Here is a 17,346-nt window from a genome sequence, read left to right as displayed (position 1 = left end):
CATGACCGCCTCCGCCAGTTGGCCGGTCTGGTCCACGGTCGCCGAAGTGGCAGTGGTGGATCCGGCCGACCTCCCGTGGCTCCGCAGCATCGCCGAACAGACCATCGACGATGTGGATCGAGCGTGCAGCAGGTTTCGCACTGACTCCGAGATTGCGGCGCTCGCAACCCACCTCGCATCCGGGGCGCAGGTCTCGGAGGTCTTGGCGCGCATCCTCGGCGATGCCCTTGACGGCGCGCGCCTCACAGACGGCCTCGTCGATCCAACCCTCGGCACGCTCCTGCACCAACACGGCTGGGTCGCCGCGGGGAGCGTCCCCACTCCCCTGAGCGTCGCGTCTCGCGCCACCTGGCGCGACGTGGCGCTCAACGGGCGCACGCTCACCGCACCCGCGGGGGTGCGCTTCGACTTTGGATCCACGGGCAAGGCCACCACGAGCGACCTCATTATCGAACGAGCTCTTGAGAGCGGCATCCGCGCGGGCGCGCTCGTTTCCCTCGGCGGCGACATTGCGACGACCCCCCAGGGCCCTTCGGGTGGCTGGGTGATCACCGTGCAAGACATGCCGCAAGATCCGCTCGAGCGGGTTGCACTGACCGGAGGGGCCGCGATCGCGACCTCGAGCACGCGGCACCGCCGCTTGCCGGCCGGCGGTGCCGCGACCTCGCACATCCTCGACCCGCGAAGCGGACATCCGGCCGCAGATACCTGGGGCGCGGCCACCTGCATCGCCGGGAGCTGCGCGCATGCCAATAGCGCCGCAACCGCCGCGATCGTGCTCGGCTCAACCGGGCCGAGCTGGCTGGAAGCGCGGCAGATCCCGGCGCGTCTCGTCACCTCGAGTGGCGACGTCGTGCGCACCCAGCGGTGGCCGAGCGTCAAGGAGCACGCACATGTCTGAGGTGCTGTGGGCCATCAGCCGCGCGAGTGGCATCGTGTCGCTCCTGCTCTTCACCGGCACGATCGTGCTCGGCATCCTCACCTGGCGCGGCAGGCCACTGCCGGGGTTGCCACGCTTCGCCGTCAGCGTTGTGCATCGCGACGTCTCGCTCCTGGCGACGGTGTTTCTCGGAATTCACATCCTTACCCTGCTGGGCGACCCGTACGCGCAGGTGCGCGTGATCGACTTCTTCGTCCCCTTCCTCGCTGCCGCCGACCCCCTGTGGCGGGGCCTCGGCACAGTCGCCGCCGACCTGCTCGTCGCGGTGATCATCACGAGCCTCGCCCGCCACCGCCTCCCGGCCATCGTGTTTCGCGCGATCCACTGGGCCGTTTATCCGCTCTGGGCCTTGGCGCTCGCGCACGGCCTGGGCAGCGGCACCGATGCCGGAAGCGCGTGGTACCTCGGCCTGAGTGTCGCCGCACTCGCCACCGTGCTCGCAGCGGTGGGGTACCGCATCGCCGCCAGTCGGCGCACGGTTGCCGCAACCCTGGACCAGCGGAGGTAGTCATGCACGTCACCCTGCACACGCAGACAGCCGCAGCGGCTCGGCTCCTGGCATCACCCACCGGGAGCGACTATCGGGCACACCTACGGGTGTGGGGCGAGCTGCCCCCCGGCATCGACCTCGTTCGCGAGGTCGAGCATTCCGGCCTCACGGGCCGCGGTGGCGCGGGGTTTCCCGCCGGGCGGAAGATCGCCGCACTGGAGAAAGCTCCCCGGATGATTGTGGCGAACGCATCCGAGGGCGAACCGCTGAGTTCGAAGGACTCGGCGCTGCTGCGCGACACCCCTCACCTCGTGTTCGACGGTCTGCGGGCCCTCGGCGACGCACTCGCCCCCCGCGCCCAACTGACGCTGGTTACCCACCCCCGCAGCGTTGAGGCCGCCGAGCGGGCACTTGGCCAGCGGCCCGACCGCAAGCGGTTTCGGGTGCGCGCACAGGTCGATGCCTTCGTGGCCGGCGAGGCGAGCGCGGTCGTCGCCCGCGTGCACGGCGATCGCGCCGTACCCTCAGACCACCGCTACCGCCTCACCAGCGCTGCACGGCCCCGCGGTCCGGTGCTGCTGTTCAACGCCGAAACCATGGCGCACATCGGCCTCATCGCCCGGTTCGGAAGTGCCTGGTTTCGACAGGCCGGTATCGCAGCGGATCCCGGCACGCGCCTCTTCACCCTCGCCACCGAGGCCGGCCCGCGCGCGGTGCTCGAACTCCCGGGAGGCAGCACCGTGCGCGACGTACTGGAGGCCGGCGGACTCGATCCACAGGCCACCTCGGCCGTGCTCGTCGGCGGGTATCACGGGCAGTGGATCGGGCCTGCGGACATCGCGTTGCCACTCACGACCGGACGCGGCGACGGGGGGCTCAGCTCCGGCGCCGGCGTGATCCTCGCGCTGCAGGGCACTGCCTGCCCACTCCAGGTCACCGCCTCGATCGTTGAGTACCTCGCGGCGCAGTCGGCGCGTCAGTGCGGCCCGTGCACAGCCGGGCTGCCGCGGCTCAGTCACGATGTGCACGCGCTGGCGCGCGGCGACATGGCCGCAGCCGAACGGATTGAGCGGCGGGGCGACACGATCGCGGGCCGCGGGGCGTGCCACCATCCGGATGGCACGGTGCGGCTCGCGCGATCCGCGGCCCGCGTCTTTGCTGCCGAGTCAGCGGCTCACGCCGCCGGCACCTGCACCCTGGTGCGCGCAGCATGACCGGCCACATGAGATTACACATCGACTGGACCAGGTGCCAGGCCCGCGGGGCGTGTATCGAGCTGCTCGCGCCCACGCTCATCGCAGACGAGGACGGCTTCCCCCTCGCGCAGGGGCGACCGGCTGCGGAGCGCACCAACGTTCCGCTTGCCGAGAGTGAACTTGCCGCGGTGCGCGATGCCGTGGCGCTGTGCCCCCGACTCGCGCTGACGCTGCTTGGCCCCAACTAGGGAGTCGGAGAGCCCTCGTCGCGCTTCTCGCTCGGAGCCGCGGCCGGGTCGGTCGGCTCGTCCTGAGTGCTGACCTCCTGCTTCAAGATCCGCATCGACTGGCCGAGGCTTCTGGCCAGAGCGGGAAGCTTGGGCGCGCCGAACAGGAGCAGAACAATGACCAGAATCGCGACCAGGTGAATTCCGCTGAGATTGCCAATCACGGCGCTCTCCCCTCCAGAAAAGGCCCCGCTGTCAGAAGTGCAGCGTGGGCACGAACTGCTCGGCCGGTGTGCGTCTGGCGAAGCACATCGGATTCTACTCCTGCAAACCCGACCCCCGGCACGGTCAGAGCGCGTGCAGTCGACTGATTGGGGTGGACACCACCTCGCGCGCGTTGCGCACGGCCGCCTCGGAATCGGCATCGTAGAAGCACAGGCACTTCTGCGTGTCTTCGCGCACATATGTGCGGAGAAACGCGACATCATCGAGAGTGTCGTACAGCGGCGTCTTCGCCTGCTTTGACGCGAGGTATTTTTCCATCGTGATCTCCTCGGGAATATCCCACTCCACGAGGTATCCTGCGCCAGCGCCCTGGGCGCGCACCTCGTCGACGGTCGCGCCGATCAACCGCACGGGTACAGCCGGGCTAATGCTCTCCACGCCGTCCAGTTCCAGGTTGTCTAGCGCAACACCCGCACAATCGTCGCCCTCGAGAATCAGGAATGCGCGGGAGAGGGTTGCCGGCACCTGCGCCTCGACCAGGTCGCCGCCAGAGCTGCGGTAATGCGACGCAATGTGCTGGATGAGCGCATCCACCTCATCACGGCTCTCGACAGCAAGCTCAGCCTCGACAAGAAATAGTCCCATGTTCTCGATTCCTTTCACACGCACTCTCATCAGACAGATCTGTCTGTTTTGCACAGGCTACCCGATGCGTCTCCCATTTCCGCCACAAACAACCGAGCCACGTTGCACGTCGTAACATGAGGGGGTGCGCACGCTGACCCCGGCCCCCGATCGCCTCCTCGACACCGCGAGCACCCTCTTCGCGAGAGAGGGTATTCGCAGCATTGGAATCGACCGCATCCTCTCCGAAGCGGGGGTCGCGAAAGCCACCCTGTACCAGGCGTTCGGCTCCAAGGAAGCTCTCATCGTCGCCTACCTGGAGCGACGCGACGCCGCTGACCGCCAGTCCTATCGGGCACACACCGCGAAGCTCTACCCGGGTATGGATCACGTGCTCGCATCCTTCGACCTTGCCGAGAAAGCATCCGTGGTGGGAAATTTCACCGGTTGCATCTACGCGAACGCCTTGAACGAGTTTCCCGACCCAGAGCTCCCGATCGCAGCGGCGGTGCGCCGCCACCGTGACTGGGTGCGGGAGCAATGGCTCAATGCGATCGGAGAGCGTGGCTCAGGTGAGTCACTTGCCGATCAGATCCAGATTCTCTACGACGGCTGCTTGCTCGGTGCGAAAGTGTCGCGCACGGTGGCACCCATCGTCCTCGCCCGCGACATGGCACGCGACCTCATCGAAGCGACTCACGCGAAATTTGCATAACTCCAGTAACTGGGTGGCATTATGTAACGTAATGTTTCATTCGGTGAACAGACCGGTCTGATCTCTTGCTACGCTCGGCCCGGTACTCACCTCGCCCGTGCATTCAGGAGCCCCGCTTGTCGCAGCCAACACACCACCCACAGCCGGTCGCTTCCCTGACCCGCGCGCGCGTCACGCGCGGCACCACCGTCCTCCTCCCCGAGCTCAGCCTTGAGGTGTTGCCGGGTGAGCTCCTCACCATCGTTGGCCCGTCGGGCGCGGGGAAGTCGACGTTGCTCGGACTCCTCGCGGGCCTGATCCAGCCCACCAGCGGAAGCGTGCGTCGCCCGGAAGACACCGGGGGCTCAGCGCGGCTCGTGTTTCAGGAGCCGCGGCTGCTGCCCTGGCGCACTGCCGAGGAAAACGTGCGCCTGGGCCTCGAGTTTCGCGCGAATGGCGGCAGCGGGATCGGGCACGCGCACGATGCCGACGAGCGGGTGCACCGGTTGCTCCACGAGCTGGGCATCGGCGAACTCGCCGACCGGATGCCCGAAGAACTCTCGGGCGGGCAGGCACAGCGCGTGGCGATCGCGCGCGCTGTGGCGGCGGCTCCCACGCTCCTCTTGCTCGACGAGCCGCTGTCGGCGCTCGACCCGGTAACGCGCGCCGACACACAGCAGTGGCTGCGGGAGGTGCACCGCCGGCTCGGCCTCAGCACGGTGCTCGTGACCCATGACCTGTCGGAAGCGGTGCGACTCGGCGACCGCATCGCGGTGCTGAAGCGCGGCGGTGCGCTCGAGGTGTTCGATGCCGTAGGCACCGACCCCGTCGCGCTCGAATCCGAATTGCTGCAAAGCTTCACCCAGCTGGAAGATGTCGACGAGGTGACACCGGTCAGATCCCCCCGCGCACGCAGCCGGCGCGAATTCATCTCGGTCGCCGCCGCCGGTGCCCTGATCGCCCTCCCCATCGCGGCGAGCGCGCTCGTGCGGTCCGCCGCGAACGCGCAGCAGCCGGTGCCCGAGGCCACAGAGGCTGCGGAGATCGAGCGCGCGGAACTGCGCATCGGCTACCTGCCCATCACCGACGCGGCGCCGCTGCTCATCGCGCACGACTCGGGCGCGTTTTCCGAGCGCGGGATCGACACCCCCACCCCCACCCTCTTCCGCAGCTGGGCCACATTGGTCGAGGCGCTGCAGGGCGGCAGCATCGACGTGGCGCACCTGCTGATGCCCCTCGCGATGCAGCTGCGCTATGACGCCGAAGTGCCGATCAAGGTGCTCGCGTGGAACCACGTGAACGGTTCGGCGCTCGCAGTGCGGCATGAGATCGGCGATGTGGCCGCACTCGCGGGGAGTTCCGTTGCGGTGCCCGGCTGGTTCTCGATCCACAATGTGGTGTTGCAGCAGATGCTGCGCGCCGCAGGTCTCACCGCGGTCATCAACACGCCGCCGAGCGTCGAGGCCGGCACCGTGCAGCTCGTCGTGCTCGCCCCCGCCGACATGCCGACCGCCCTCGGTAACGGAGCCATCTCGGGGTACATCGTCGCCGAGCCCTTCTGCGCGGTGGCCGAGGCGCAGGGCATCGGGAAGATCCTCCGCTTTACCGGCGACGTGTGGAAGGAGCACGCCTGCTGCGTGACCGTGGTGCGCGAAGACCTGGTGGCCGAGCGGCCCGAGCTGGCACAGCGGGTCGCCGACGCGGTCGTCGCGGCGCAGAGCCTGATTCTGGCGGATCGCGCGGCCGCAGCTGATCGACTCAGTGCTGGCGGGTACCTCCCGCAGCCCCCCGCAGCAATTGCCAAGGTACTCGTCGAGCACCGTGATTCGCACGAAGCCTACGCGTCCTCAGGAGCCGTCGAGCACACCGAGTGGAATCAGCCGCGCATCGGATTCCAGCCCTACGCGTACCCGAGCTACACGGAACGGCTGGTCACGGAGCTCAGGCTCACCACCGTCGATGCCAATACCGAGTGGCTCGCGAAGCTCGATCCTGCCAAGGTGCACGAGGATCTCGTGAGCACCGCTATCAACTCTCGCGCAATCGAAGCGGCAGGCGGCCTCTCGGTCTTTGGCGCTTCCCCGACCCGGAAAGAACTGGTGCAACCGTGAGCGTGCTGACCTCCCCTTCTCCCGTTTCCACCTCAGCAAAGCGAACGGTCACGAATCCCGCGCCCTCGCCGCTCGTTCGCGTCGGTGTGCGCCTCCTCGTCATCCTTGCGGCGGTGGTGCTGTGGTGGGTGATCGCCGAGGTCGTGTTCGCCGCCAACCCGGTGGTCTCGAAGATGGGGCCCCGATCCACCGTGCTTGGGCTCGCGCAGCTGCTCGCAGATCCGGCCTTCCTCGATGCGATCGCCGTGTCGCTCTATCGGCTGCTCGCCGGGCTTGGCATCGGTGTGATGATCGGCGTTCCCCTGGGCGTGCTGTTCGGCTCACGTGCACTCGTGGAGGAGGCGACGGATCCACTCGTGCAGCTGCTCCGCATGACCTCCCCCCTGGCGTGGGCGCCCCTCGCGCTTGTTCTGCTCGGAACCGGATCCGCGGCGGTCATCGCGCTCATCGCCCTGGCTGCGGTCTGGCCGATCGTGCTGGGTGTCGCCGCGGGCGTGCGCGCCCTCGACCCCGGGTTCGCACGCGTCGCTCGCTCTCTTGGTGCCACGCGGTGGGAGACCGTTCGTACGACCGCGATCCCCGCGCTCGCGGCACCAATTACGGGAGCGGTGCGGGTAGCGCTCGGCATCTCCTGGGTCGTGCTCGTGCCGGCCGAGATGCTCGGCGTCACGAACGGCCTCGGGTATGCCGTGTTGAACGCCCGCGACAACGTCGATTACGCAGCCCTCGCCGCGACCATGCTGGCCATCGGCCTCCTCGGCTTCCTGCTCGACCGCATCTTCCGAGGGATCCACCGAATTGTGCGCTCGCGCACCGGGAAGCAGGGCGCGTGATGCTGGGCCAGGCGAGCGCGGGCGGCATGAGCGAGTTTGGAGTCGACGCGCTCATCCGCGAGGCCGCTGGGATCGCCGCAGCCACCGCAGCCGAGACCGACCGCACGGGCGCACCCGCAGAGGCCGGGCTGCAGCGCTTCGGCGCGCTCGGCGCGCTGCGTCTCGACATGGACGCGGAGCTTCTCGCGCTCGGCACGTACGTCAGGCTGCTGGAAGCGGTCGCGGCGGAGTGCCTCAGCTCCGCATTCTCGCTCTGGGCGCACCGCATGGTGGTCGAGTACCTCAGGGCCGCGGGCGGCTTCGACGATCTCCTCGAGGAGCTGCTTTCCGGCGAGCGGGCTGGGTCGATCGCCATGGCCACCGCGATGCAGGAGCTCGCGGGCATGGGTTCCATTCCCACGCGTGCCGTGCCCGATGGTGACGGATACCGGGTGACCGGGCGTATCGCGTGGGCCTCAAACATCGCCCCCGGCACCGTGATCGTCTTCCCCGCCCGGGTGGTCGCGGCCCGCGCGGATGGCACCTCGAGTATCGGCACCGGGCGAGACGCCGAAGCCGCCGAGGAGGATGCGGGCGCACGCGTCATCCTCTGCGCAACGGTCGGTGAGGCTGGGCTGAAGACGGCACCGGTGAACGACCTCCTCGCGCTGGGGGCGACCCGGTCGGCCATGCTCGAATTCGATGACCTCCGGGTGGATCTGAGCCGCGTCGTGGCCACCTCCCTCGACGCGGCTCGCGCACGCCGCAGCACGCACCTCACGCTCCAGTCCGCCTTTTGCCTCGGGATCGCGGGCCGCTGCCTGACCGAGGCCGCGGGTTTCCTCGCCGGCCCCGGTGGCATCCTCGCCGCCCACCACGCGCGGCTGGTCGCGCAGCACGCGCAGCTGACCGAGACGCTGCACAAGGTTGCCGCCGATCTGCAGCTGGCGACCCCGCAAGAGATCACGCTGCTCCGATATGAGAGTGCCCGGCTCGCGCACGCCGCCGCGCGGCACGAGTCCACGCTCGTCGGCGGCCGCGGTTACGTCACGACGAGCGCCACGAACCGACGCCTGCGCGAGGCCAGCTTCCTGCCCGTGCAGTCGCCGAGTGAGATCCAGCTGCTGCAAGAGCTCGAACAGCTCGGGGTCTTTCCCGCCGAAACCTATTCGATTTGAGGCCGAGCCTGATGAGACTCGCCACGCGATGCCGTAGTGTTCGAGACACCGGGTCAATTTAGGCTCGACCTCGGGGAGGACAGGCCTGCACGATCTCGGCCCGTCCCCTCACACAACAAGTTGCAGGTGCGCACGTGAAGTTGACCATAGGAATTTTCGGCCATTCATCGCTAGAAAACGAATACAGACTCCCCATACATCCCGGGCATTTTCAGCGGATCGAGCCGCAGGTCGCCTCCTCGCTCTTCCTCGAGGCCGGATACGGCGACAAGTTCGACGTCAGCGACGACGATCTCGCGCCACACGTGGGCGGCATCCTCAGCCGCGCCGAATTGATCGAGCACTGTGACGTGATTTTGGCACCCAAGATGCAGCCCGCCGATCTCGCCGGGCTGCGCGACGGCCAGACCGTGTGGGGCTGGCCGCACTGCGTGCAAGACGCTGAGATCGCCCAGCTCGCGATCGACAAGAAGCTCACCCTCATCGCATTCGAGGCGATGAACCACTGGAACAGCGACGGCAGCTTCGGCCTCCACGTGTTTCACAAGAACAACGAGCTCGCGGGGTACGCCTCGGTGATCCACAGCCTGCAGCTCATGGGATCCACGGGCGACTACGGCAGGCGCCTTACCGCTGCCGTCATCGGGTTCGGCGCCACGGCCCGCGGTGCGGTGACCGCGCTGAACGCCCACGGGATCCACGATGTGCGCGTGCTCACCATGCGCAACATTTCAGCGGTCGCTTCACCGATCCCCTCGGCCCAGATGGTGCAGATCGACCACGAAGAAGGCAGCGGCGATAGCTACGTCACCATCGAAGACGAGGGTCGCGTGCACCTCGCCCCGTATCTCGCCGAGAGCGACATCGTGGTGAACTGCACGCTGCAAGATCCCGAGAACCCCATCGTCTACCTCACCACCGACGAGCTCGACGCGTTTCGGCCTGGATCGCTGATCGTCGACGTATCGTGCGACGCGGGCATGGGCTTCAGCTGGGCCAAGCCCACGACCTTCGATGAGCCAATGTTTGAGGTCGGCAATCGAGTGCACTACTACGCGGTGGATCACACCCCCTCGTTACTCTGGAACTCGGCTACTTGGGAGATCAGCGACGCACTGCTGTCATACCTCGAGCCCATGATCGCGGGGCCCGCTGCCTGGAATGACAACGAGACCCTCCGAAAGGCCATCGAGATTCAAGACGGTATCGTGCGAAACCCCGCGGTTCTCGCCTTCCAGAATCGCGAGGCCGAGTACCCCTACCCGCGGCGCTAACCGGCCACCGACCAGGTCGCGGCCCCGGCCACATCAGGGCCCGGGGTCTCACCAGGGGCTGGGCTGGTAGTCCTTCAAGAAATGGCCGAACAGGTCTTCGCCCGCCTCACCGCGCACGATCGGGTCGTACACGCGGGCCGCGCCATCCACCAGGTCCAGCGGGGCGTGAAACCCCTCCTCCGCGAGACGCACCTTGGTGAAGTGGGGCCGTTCGTCGGTGATCCACCCGGTATCGACCGCCGTCATGAGAATGCCATCGGTCTCGAACATCTCGCCGGCGCTCGTGCGCGTCAGCATGTTCAGCGCGGCCTTCGCCATGTTGGTGTGCGGGTGCCCGGGCCCCTTGTAGCGGCGAGCGAACTGGCCCTCCATTGCCGACACGTTGACGATGTAGGTGCGCGGGGCGGGCGAGGCCGCCAGCGCCGCGCGCAGTCGGCTGATCAGCAGGAACGGCGCCGTCGTGTTGCACAGCTGCACCTCGAGCATCTCGAGTGGATCGACATCCTCCACGTTCTGCACCCAGCTATTCACGTGATTCACGTCGGGCACGAGGCCGCCCGCGTCGATCGCTGTGCCGTCGGCGTGCTTTTCGAGGGAAGCGGACCCGGCCGTCATCGCCATCTCGGCGAGGTTCTCGGCCGTCAGATTTGGTGTGCGCCCGGCGGCGACGGTGCCCGCGAGGGCCGTGACCGAGAGCAGCGGGTGCGCCTCGACGGAGGCCTGTAGCGCCTGCGGGTGCTGGTCGGCCGTGTGCCCGAACGTCTCGATCTCGGGCAACGGCCCGTCGGGGAGCGGCTGCAGCTCGGCATCTGCGAGCAGCGAGTAAGAGCCGGGCGACCTGCGCACGGTCTGTGCGGCGTTGTTGATGAGTATGTCGAGCGTGCCGTGCGCGGCGACCGAATCAGCGAGCGCGATCACCTGCGACGGATCGCGCAGGTCGATGCCGACGATGCGCAGCCGGTGCAGCCACTCGGTTGAGTCGGGAAGTGAGGCGAACCGCCGTGCGGCATCGCGGGGAAAGCGGGTGGTAATCGTGGTGTGCGCGCCGTCGCGCAGCAGACGCAACGCGATGTGCATGCCGATCTTCGCGCGGCCCCCGGTGAGCAGTGCGCGCTTGCCGGTGAGGTCGGTGCGGGCGTTGCGCTTGCCGTGGCTGAACCGCGCGCACTCGGGGCAGAGTTGGTGGTAAAACGCGTCAACCAGGGTGTACGGCTGCTTGCAGATGTAGCAGTTGCGCGGCTTGATGAGCTCGCCCGCGATCGGCGCATCGCTCGACGTCGAGAGTTCGATGCCGCGGGTCTCGTCGTCGATGCGGTCGGCCGCCCCGGTCGCGGTCGCGGCGATGACCGCCTTGTCCGCGGCCGCGACGGCATCGCGAATCTCGCGCCGGCGCACGCGCTTCACCTCTTTGAACATCGAGGCGGTGGCCCGGCGCACGGCCCGAAAGTCGGGGTGTTCCTCTGGCAGCTGGTGGATCGAGGCGAGCACCCGCAGGGTGATGTCGAGCTCGGCGGGGTCGACCGATTCACCGAGATGCTCATCACGTTCTGAGGCCTGGGTCATTGTGCCGATTCTACGCCAGCGTTATGTTGAGGCATGGGCACCCTGATCCACTCGATTGGCACCGCGACCCCGCCGCATCGGCTGTCGCAGGCTGAGACGCGCGACTTCTTCATCGCGCAGCCGGGGGTGGATCGCCTCGCGGCCCGCCTCATCGGGGCGGCGTTCGACCACTCCGCGATCGACAGCCGGTGCACCGTGATCGGTGAACTCACCGGGGGCGCGGGGCCCTTCGTCGACGAGTCGGGCCACCTGCGCGTGCCGACGACCGGGGAGCGCAACGCCGTCTACCGCAGCGAGGCACCCGCACTGTTCGCCGCCGCCGCACGCGACGCTCTGGAGCGAGCGAGGATACGAGCCGCCGAGGTGACGCACGTGGTCACCGCCTCCTGCACCGGGTTCTTCGCGCCCGGCCCCGACTTCCGTCTCGTGCAAGACCTCGGCATACCGCCGACCGCGCAGCGGGTCCACATCGGCTTCATGGGCTGCGCCGCGGCATTCCCCGCCCTCCGCACCGCGGCCAACATCTGCGCCGCAAACCCCGGCGCGGTGGTGCTGGTGGCGTGCGCCGAGATCTGCTCGCTGCACATTCGCGCCTCGCGCGACCCCGAACAGATCGTCGCCTCGGCAGTGTTCGCCGACGGTGCCGCTGCCGCAATAGTCTCGGCGAGCCCTGCGCGCGGCGATTTTCCGGTGCTGGAACTCGGCGAGTTCGGCACCGCGATCACCGCAGAGGGCGAGGGTGACATGGATTGGACCATCGGAGACCAGGGCTTCGAGATGCGCCTCACCTCCGAGGTTCCCCGCATCATCGGGCGTGAGATCGCGGGGGTGGTGCGCTCGATGCTGGGCGACGGCGCAGGCCCGCTGAGTTCCATCGACACCTGGGCCGTGCATCCGGGCGGCCGCAGCGTGCTCGATCGCGTGCACACGGGTCTCGATCTTCCCGACGTGGCGTTGGATGACTCACGCGCGGTACTGCGCGAATTCGGCAACATGTCGAGCGCGACGGTCCTCTTCATCCTGCAGCGGATCCTGGCCTCCGATCTGCTGGGCGACGGGGCCCGCGTGGCCGGCCTCGCGTTTAGCCCCGGCCTCACCGTCGAGACGGCACGATTCACCCTGCGGAAAACCCAATGACGCTCGCCGCTCGCGATACCCAGCTCGCCGAGCTCATGGACGATCCCGACTGCGACCCGGTGCGCCTGCGCCGCACGCTGCAACGCTTTCGCATCGTGAATCGCCTCGTGTCCGGATGGGATTCCGTGTACCGCACGCAGCTCCGACCCGCACTCGCGCGCGCGCGCGGGCCCGCCCGGCTCCTCGACATCGGATGCGGCGCAGGCGATGTCTTGCGGCGCCTCGTGCGGCTCGCCCGCCGCGACCGATTCGAGCTCAGCGGCGTGGGCATCGATCCCGACGATCGGGCCCTCGCGGTCGCCCGCGCCGCGCCGATCTCCGAAGGCGTAAGCTTCCGCACCGCGCTGAGCCGCGAGCTGGTCGCCGAGGGCGCGCGCTTTGATTTCGTGATCTCGAATCACCTCTTGCATCACCTCAGCGCACCGCAGCTTAATGACCTGTTCGCGGATTCCGAGGCACTGACCGACGGGCTGTGCGTGCATTCCGACATCGCGCGCGGCCGCCTCGCCTACGCCGCCTACGCGGTCGGGGTCACACCCCTCGCGCCCGGCTCGTTTCTGCGGGTCGACGGCCTGCGCAGCATCCGCCGCAGCTTCACCCGCGACGAGCTCGCCTCGCGGTTGCCATCCGGGTGGATCGCGCAGCAGCCCTCGGCGTTCCGCCTCCTCGCGGTGCGCGCGGCGTCTGCGGGGCCCGAGGCACGCTCAGGCTCTGACTCGGTACGCACCCGCGGAGTCCGCTTTTCCGGTGAGGCACGGCCGTGAGCACCCGCTGCGATTTCGACGTGATCGTGGTGGGCGCGGGTCCGACCGGGCTGCTCGTCGCGAGCGAGTTGCAACGCCACGGCATCAGCGTGGGCCTCCTCGAACGCCGGGCCGATCCCTGGCCGGGCACCCGCGCGATCGGGGTACACGCACCCGTGCTCGCCGCACTCGAAGCCTCCGGCGCGACCGAGCGGATCCTCTCTGAGGCCACCCGCGTCACCCGCGGCATCGCGCGCTCGGGCGAGCGCACACTCGGCGAGGTGAGGTTCAATCGGCTTCGCACCCGCTTCCCCTTCGTGGCGACGGTGCCACAGGCCGTGACGGAGGCTGCGGTCGCCACGGGCGGCCCCGATCCACTGCGCGGCAGAGTTGTCGTCTCGCTCGCGGAGGAGGGGGATCGCGTCGTCGTCACCCACACCCCTGCCGCAGCGGTCTCGCTCGCCGGCTCCACCCCAGCCGCCCCACCCCCTGACACCGCCGCCACTGGCGAGCTCACGGCGCGCGCGGTCGTGGTCGCCGCGGGGGCCTCCGGGCGCGGCCTCGTGAGCGGGCTGATGCGTGTCGCCGCGACCGAGTATCCGGACCGGTACCTCATGGCCGACGTCGCCGGTGCAACGGCGCAGCCCGCAGACACCGCGGTGATCCACCTCGATCAGGCAGGCGTGCTCGAGTCATTTCCGTTGCCGCACGGCGGCCGCCGGCTCGTCGCGTGGGATGCCGGTATCGCTGCCGCGGGCATTGCCCTGGCCCGCCAGAAGCGCTCCTCCCCCGGCCATGCCGCGCTTGCTGCGGCTGGCCCGGACGGTGGCGCTGACGACCTGACCGGGCGCCTCCGCAGCACGGTAGCGAGCCGCACCGGCGACGAGGGTCTCGCGAGTTTGGTCAGTCACGCCTCGTCGTTTGGGATCCGACGCGTGCTCCTGCGGCGCATGCGAGCGGGCCGCATCCTCGCGATCGGCGATACCGCGCACGAGGTGAGCCCGATCGGCGGGCAGGGCATGAATCTCGGGTTGCTCGATGCGGCAACACTTGCCCCGGTGCTGTCCCGGTGCCTGAGCGGCGGTGCGACCACCCGCGAGCTCGACCGCTGGGAGCGCACCCGCCTCGCGTCCGCACGCACCGCCGCGCGCCTGGCGCACCTGAACACCTCCCTCGGAAGGCCCCGCTCAGCGTTCGCGCACTCGGCATCTACCCGACTGTTGGGCGGGGTGCTGGGGAGCCCCCTCGAGCGAGTCGCCGCACGCGCGTACGCGATGGGGTTCGACCGAGACGCAGCGACTACCCCGCGAGGCCCCCGGTAACGAGCAGTTGCGCGACGAGGAGCAGCGCGGCGAGCATCACCATGCGAAACGTCAGTCGCGTCGCTCGCCCGCGCAGAGACACCCAGAGCGCCGCCACCGCGACCACGGTCACCGCAGCGAACCCGAGCCACGGCAGGAGGGCAAGCACGGGCGCCTGGGCACCCCCCGGCAACACCCCCGAATCCGCGCCCGACATCGAGTCTGGGCTCGCACCGGTCGCCGCGATCGGTGTCGACAGCGTGACCGACACCGCAACGATGCCCGCGCCTCCCACCAGCGCCGCGGGCGCGACGACCGCCGACGCGATGCGCCCCATGCGGTGCGGCAACCCGCGCACCCCGGTCACCCGATCGTCCTCGAGGTCTGGCAACACGTTCGAGAAGTGGATCGCGATGCCGAACGCCGCCCCGGCGGCCGTGGCCCAGAGCGGGGGGAGCGTGGGGTCTGGCAGGCTGAGCGGCGCGAGCGAGGGCAGCGCGCCGAATCCCACCACGAAGCACACCGCCGACCACGGGGTGGATTTGAGCCCGAGGTTGTAGGCCCACGCCGCTACCAGAAACACGAGGTGTGCAAGCGCCACCTGCCAGGCAAGCACGGCGGAGAGAGCAAGAGCGAGCACGAACGCGCTGGCCGCGATCCACCCCGCCAGGCGCACCGGGGCACCCGGGCCCGCGAGTGGCTTGTCGTCCCTCCCCACTGCCCGATCGCGCGGAGCGTCGATCACATCGTTTGACAGTCCGATCGACACCTGGCCGAGAAACACCGAGATCGTCAGCGCGGTGAGCCGCAGCGCATCGAGTCCCACCGAAACGCCCATGCCGCACACGATCGCGCTCACCACGAGCGTGGGGCCCGGATGGGTCGATCGCCACAGCGTGGCCACAGTGCGCATGCCTTTGATGCTAGGGGAAGAGCACGGAACGAGCCCAGTGCCGACGAAGCGAATGCCGCCCCAACACCGCGCGCACGCAGTTCGGCCCCGTTCAGGAGTGGGGGGGGGTAGGGGTCTCCTGACCGGGGCCGAACTTGTGGATCACCGCACATCGTGCGTGCACCCCAGATGCGGGATGTACTTATAGAGAGTCACGTTGAACGCTTAGCATTACGCGGTCGCGGAAAGTTTTTGTTGCGCGGGCAGCATCATTGGCTCGGTACCAGCTCCGAGAGTCGAAGCCGCAACGGAATCCCGCCACCGGTGGATCCCGACACGTACTCAAACGTCACCACGACATCGTCGAGTTGTTGCTGCTTCTCGGGCACGAACGTGAGCGGCGAGAGTGAGTGCTGCCGCGAGCCGATAACCTCTCGGGCAACCTCGACCCCGTCGATCACGGCCCTCACCTGCCAGCCCATGTAACCGGTGACGGTGATGGAGTACTTCGCGAACGGTGCGGTGCCTGCCCAGGTGGATCGCTCCGGCACCCACCCCGGCGCGGCAGGCGGGAAGGCCGGCACGGGTTCCGGATCCACTGGAAGAGCAACAGGAGCCGTGGAAGCTGCCAGCGGCACAGGCATCGCGACCGGCGGATCAGGCGTCACGGCTGGCACAGGTGGCGACAACGGCACGGAGCCGGAAGGCGTCGCCGGTGTGGCGCCCGATCCCAGGGGCGCGCTGGCGTTCTCAACCTCGGACCTTTCCTGCCCAGACGGGGAAGGCTGATCCGCTGAAATTTCGTTGCTCGGTTTGACGGGCTGTGGATCACGCGGGACTGGCGCAAACTTCACCTGCTCAGTCGCCCCAGTCGGAGAAACAACCGTGGTGGGCGCGCCTTGAACGAGTGTGCCCATAAGCAGTGCCGCGGTTGCTGCAGCAGTCGCGGCGAGTGCCGTCCACTTGAGCCAGGGGCGGTACCCCGCAGAGACCAGGGCTGGGGTCACGTGGGCATGCGGCTGAGCTTGCAGCGGCGCCAGTCCCTGCGCCTGCCCCTGCGCCCCGCCAGGATCACCCCCTCCGCTTCCGAGCGCGGTCGCCCCGAAGAGACCGACGAGGAGGATCGAGCCGAGGGCAAGGCCTGCGTGTCGGGCTTCGTTCGCCATCCGGGCGCAGTCATCACAGATCGACAGGTGCTCCTCAATGCGCCGCTCGACGGGTCGGGTCGCGCGATCTCGCACGTAGGCACCCATGCGGCCGAGCACCCAGGCGCACTCCTCGCGCGCGCTGATCCGCTCGACGTGGCCCTCGATCCAAGCCTGCCGTAGGCCTTCACGCGCCCGAAAGGCAAGCTGCGAGGCACCGCCAGCGGTAAGCCCGAGCAGGTCCGCGACTTCGGCGGCACCCATTCCCTCGACCTCGAAATACCACAGCGCTTCCTGCCAGCGGGGCGGAAGGCCGCGGAACGCATCGAAGATCACGGCGTGCTCCGCATGCCGTTCGAAGGGGTCTTCGCCGAGAAAGCCGTCGAGCTCATCGATGGGCACGCTCGCCGCAACTGGTGCGTGGCGTCGCAACGATCTCACGCCGATGTTTCTCGCGATCGTGTACAGGTACGCCCGCACCCCGATCGTCGGTCCCCCGCCCCGCTGAACGGCTCGATGCATCGCCAAGAACGCCTCCTGCGCCAGATCCTCCGCATCCGCGTTCCCCACGAGCCGGGCCGAGATGCGCACGGTGGCGCTGTGGTGACGTCGCCACAGCTCGACAAGCGCCGCCTCCTCGCCACGCCGCAGCGCGTCGACGAGCTCAGCATCGCTGCGCTCAACCGGCCCATCCACATCCAACATCTCGCCCCTCCGCTTCCCAATTGGATTGTCGCTGCGAGCACGCCCGCTCAACCGCGACGCCCTTATCCCAATGCGCCTCCTGTGCGCGG

The 17,346-nt window shown here is 68.7% G+C and carries 17 protein-coding genes; 12 read left to right on the top strand and 5 right to left on the bottom strand.

What is annotated here, in order from left to right; genetic code table 11:
* Window position 1: 1 nt before the first annotated feature.
* Genes ACR0R4_RS00990 through ACR0R4_RS00975 form a run of 4 tightly spaced genes read left to right on the top strand, consistent with a single transcriptional unit; the run spans window position 2 to window position 2,874 of the window.
* The gene (locus ACR0R4_RS00990) at window positions 2-901 is read left to right on the top strand and encodes an FAD:protein FMN transferase (RefSeq protein WP_433645460.1); all 900 of its coding nucleotides are present in this window, start codon (window positions 2-4) and stop codon (window positions 899-901) included.
* Entirely contained in the window at window positions 894-1,448 is a 555-nt protein-coding gene (locus ACR0R4_RS00985; protein ID WP_433645459.1) for a ferric reductase-like transmembrane domain-containing protein, read from the top strand. The genes ACR0R4_RS00990 and ACR0R4_RS00985 overlap by 8 nt, the downstream gene beginning before the upstream one ends.
* A 2-nt stretch (window positions 1,449-1,450) precedes the next feature.
* A complete protein-coding gene (locus ACR0R4_RS00980; RefSeq protein ID WP_433645458.1) occupies window positions 1,451-2,644 on the top strand; it encodes an NADH-ubiquinone oxidoreductase-F iron-sulfur binding region domain-containing protein in 1,194 nt (397 codons plus the stop codon).
* An 8-nt stretch (window positions 2,645-2,652) separates the two neighbouring features.
* On the top strand, window positions 2,653-2,874 hold the full coding sequence (locus ACR0R4_RS00975; RefSeq protein WP_433645457.1) for a ferredoxin: 222 nt from the start codon (window positions 2,653-2,655) through the stop codon (window positions 2,872-2,874).
* On the opposite strand, the gene tatA is transcribed toward ACR0R4_RS00975, so the two are convergent.
* Entirely contained in the window at window positions 2,871-3,077 is a 207-nt protein-coding gene (tatA, locus tag ACR0R4_RS00970) for a twin-arginine translocase TatA/TatE family subunit (protein WP_433645456.1), read from the bottom strand. The genes ACR0R4_RS00975 and tatA overlap by 4 nt on opposite strands.
* Before the next feature lie 124 nt (window positions 3,078-3,201).
* Complete coding sequence (locus tag ACR0R4_RS00965) at window positions 3,202-3,723, bottom strand: DUF4242 domain-containing protein (protein ID WP_433645455.1); 522 nt, start codon at window positions 3,721-3,723, stop codon at window positions 3,202-3,204.
* Window positions 3,724-3,847: 124 nt separating this feature from the next.
* On the opposite strand from ACR0R4_RS00965, the gene ACR0R4_RS00960 reads away from it, so the two are divergent.
* From ACR0R4_RS00960 to ACR0R4_RS00940, 5 genes are all read left to right on the top strand, one after another.
* On the top strand, window positions 3,848-4,417 hold the full coding sequence (locus ACR0R4_RS00960; protein WP_433645454.1) for a TetR/AcrR family transcriptional regulator: 570 nt from the start codon (window positions 3,848-3,850) through the stop codon (window positions 4,415-4,417).
* A 116-nt stretch (window positions 4,418-4,533) separates the two neighbouring features.
* Complete coding sequence (locus ACR0R4_RS00955; RefSeq protein WP_433645453.1) at window positions 4,534-6,507, top strand: ABC transporter substrate-binding protein; 1,974 nt, start codon at window positions 4,534-4,536, stop codon at window positions 6,505-6,507.
* Entirely contained in the window at window positions 6,504-7,340 is an 837-nt protein-coding gene (locus ACR0R4_RS00950; protein WP_433645452.1) for an ABC transporter permease, read from the top strand. Before ACR0R4_RS00955 ends, ACR0R4_RS00950 begins: the two co-directional genes overlap by 4 nt.
* A complete protein-coding gene (locus tag ACR0R4_RS00945; protein WP_433645451.1) occupies window positions 7,337-8,497 on the top strand; it encodes an acyl-CoA dehydrogenase family protein in 1,161 nt (386 codons plus the stop codon). Before ACR0R4_RS00950 ends, ACR0R4_RS00945 begins: the two co-directional genes overlap by 4 nt.
* A 134-nt stretch (window positions 8,498-8,631) precedes the next feature.
* Window positions 8,632-9,771 (top strand): N(5)-(carboxyethyl)ornithine synthase, encoded by a 1,140-nt coding sequence (locus ACR0R4_RS00940; protein WP_433645450.1) that lies wholly within the window; start codon window positions 8,632-8,634, stop codon window positions 9,769-9,771.
* Between the two features lie 48 nt (window positions 9,772-9,819).
* Here ACR0R4_RS00940 and ACR0R4_RS00935 read toward each other — a convergent pair whose 3' ends face one another.
* Window positions 9,820-11,334 carry an SDR family NAD(P)-dependent oxidoreductase gene (locus tag ACR0R4_RS00935; RefSeq protein WP_433645448.1) on the bottom strand — a complete coding sequence of 505 codons (1,515 nt, stop codon included), beginning with the start codon at window positions 11,332-11,334 and terminating at the stop codon, window positions 9,820-9,822.
* A gap of 33 nt (window positions 11,335-11,367) precedes the next feature.
* On the opposite strand from ACR0R4_RS00935, the gene ACR0R4_RS00930 reads away from it, so the two are divergent.
* The 3 genes from ACR0R4_RS00930 to ACR0R4_RS00920 are packed head-to-tail and all read left to right on the top strand — an operon-like array spanning window position 11,368 to window position 14,536.
* Window positions 11,368-12,471, top strand: a complete 1,104-nt coding sequence (locus ACR0R4_RS00930; protein WP_433645447.1) for a type III polyketide synthase — start codon at window positions 11,368-11,370, stop codon at window positions 12,469-12,471.
* Complete coding sequence (locus tag ACR0R4_RS00925; RefSeq protein WP_433645446.1) at window positions 12,468-13,235, top strand: methyltransferase domain-containing protein; 768 nt, start codon at window positions 12,468-12,470, stop codon at window positions 13,233-13,235. Before ACR0R4_RS00930 ends, ACR0R4_RS00925 begins: the two co-directional genes overlap by 4 nt.
* Window positions 13,232-14,536 (top strand): FAD-dependent oxidoreductase, encoded by a 1,305-nt coding sequence (locus ACR0R4_RS00920; protein WP_433645445.1) that lies wholly within the window; start codon window positions 13,232-13,234, stop codon window positions 14,534-14,536. Before ACR0R4_RS00925 ends, ACR0R4_RS00920 begins: the two co-directional genes overlap by 4 nt.
* Here the strand turns inward: ACR0R4_RS00920 and ACR0R4_RS00915 are convergent.
* Together ACR0R4_RS00915 and ACR0R4_RS00910 are read right to left on the bottom strand one after the other, a co-directional pair.
* Complete coding sequence (locus ACR0R4_RS00915) at window positions 14,514-15,428, bottom strand: UbiA family prenyltransferase (protein WP_433645444.1); 915 nt, start codon at window positions 15,426-15,428, stop codon at window positions 14,514-14,516. The genes ACR0R4_RS00920 and ACR0R4_RS00915 overlap by 23 nt on opposite strands.
* Before the next feature lie 248 nt (window positions 15,429-15,676).
* Entirely contained in the window at window positions 15,677-17,257 is a 1,581-nt protein-coding gene (locus ACR0R4_RS00910; RefSeq protein ID WP_433645443.1) for a sigma-70 family RNA polymerase sigma factor, read from the bottom strand.
* Between the last annotated feature and the right edge of the window lie 89 nt (window positions 17,258-17,346).

It is taken from the genome of Leucobacter fengyongliangi (assembly GCF_050971685.1).
GTDB lineage: Bacteria > Actinomycetota > Actinomycetes > Actinomycetales > Microbacteriaceae > Leucobacter.
Note: the sequence above shows the minus strand (reverse complement) of the source record. Positions and strands in the feature narration are given on the sequence as shown.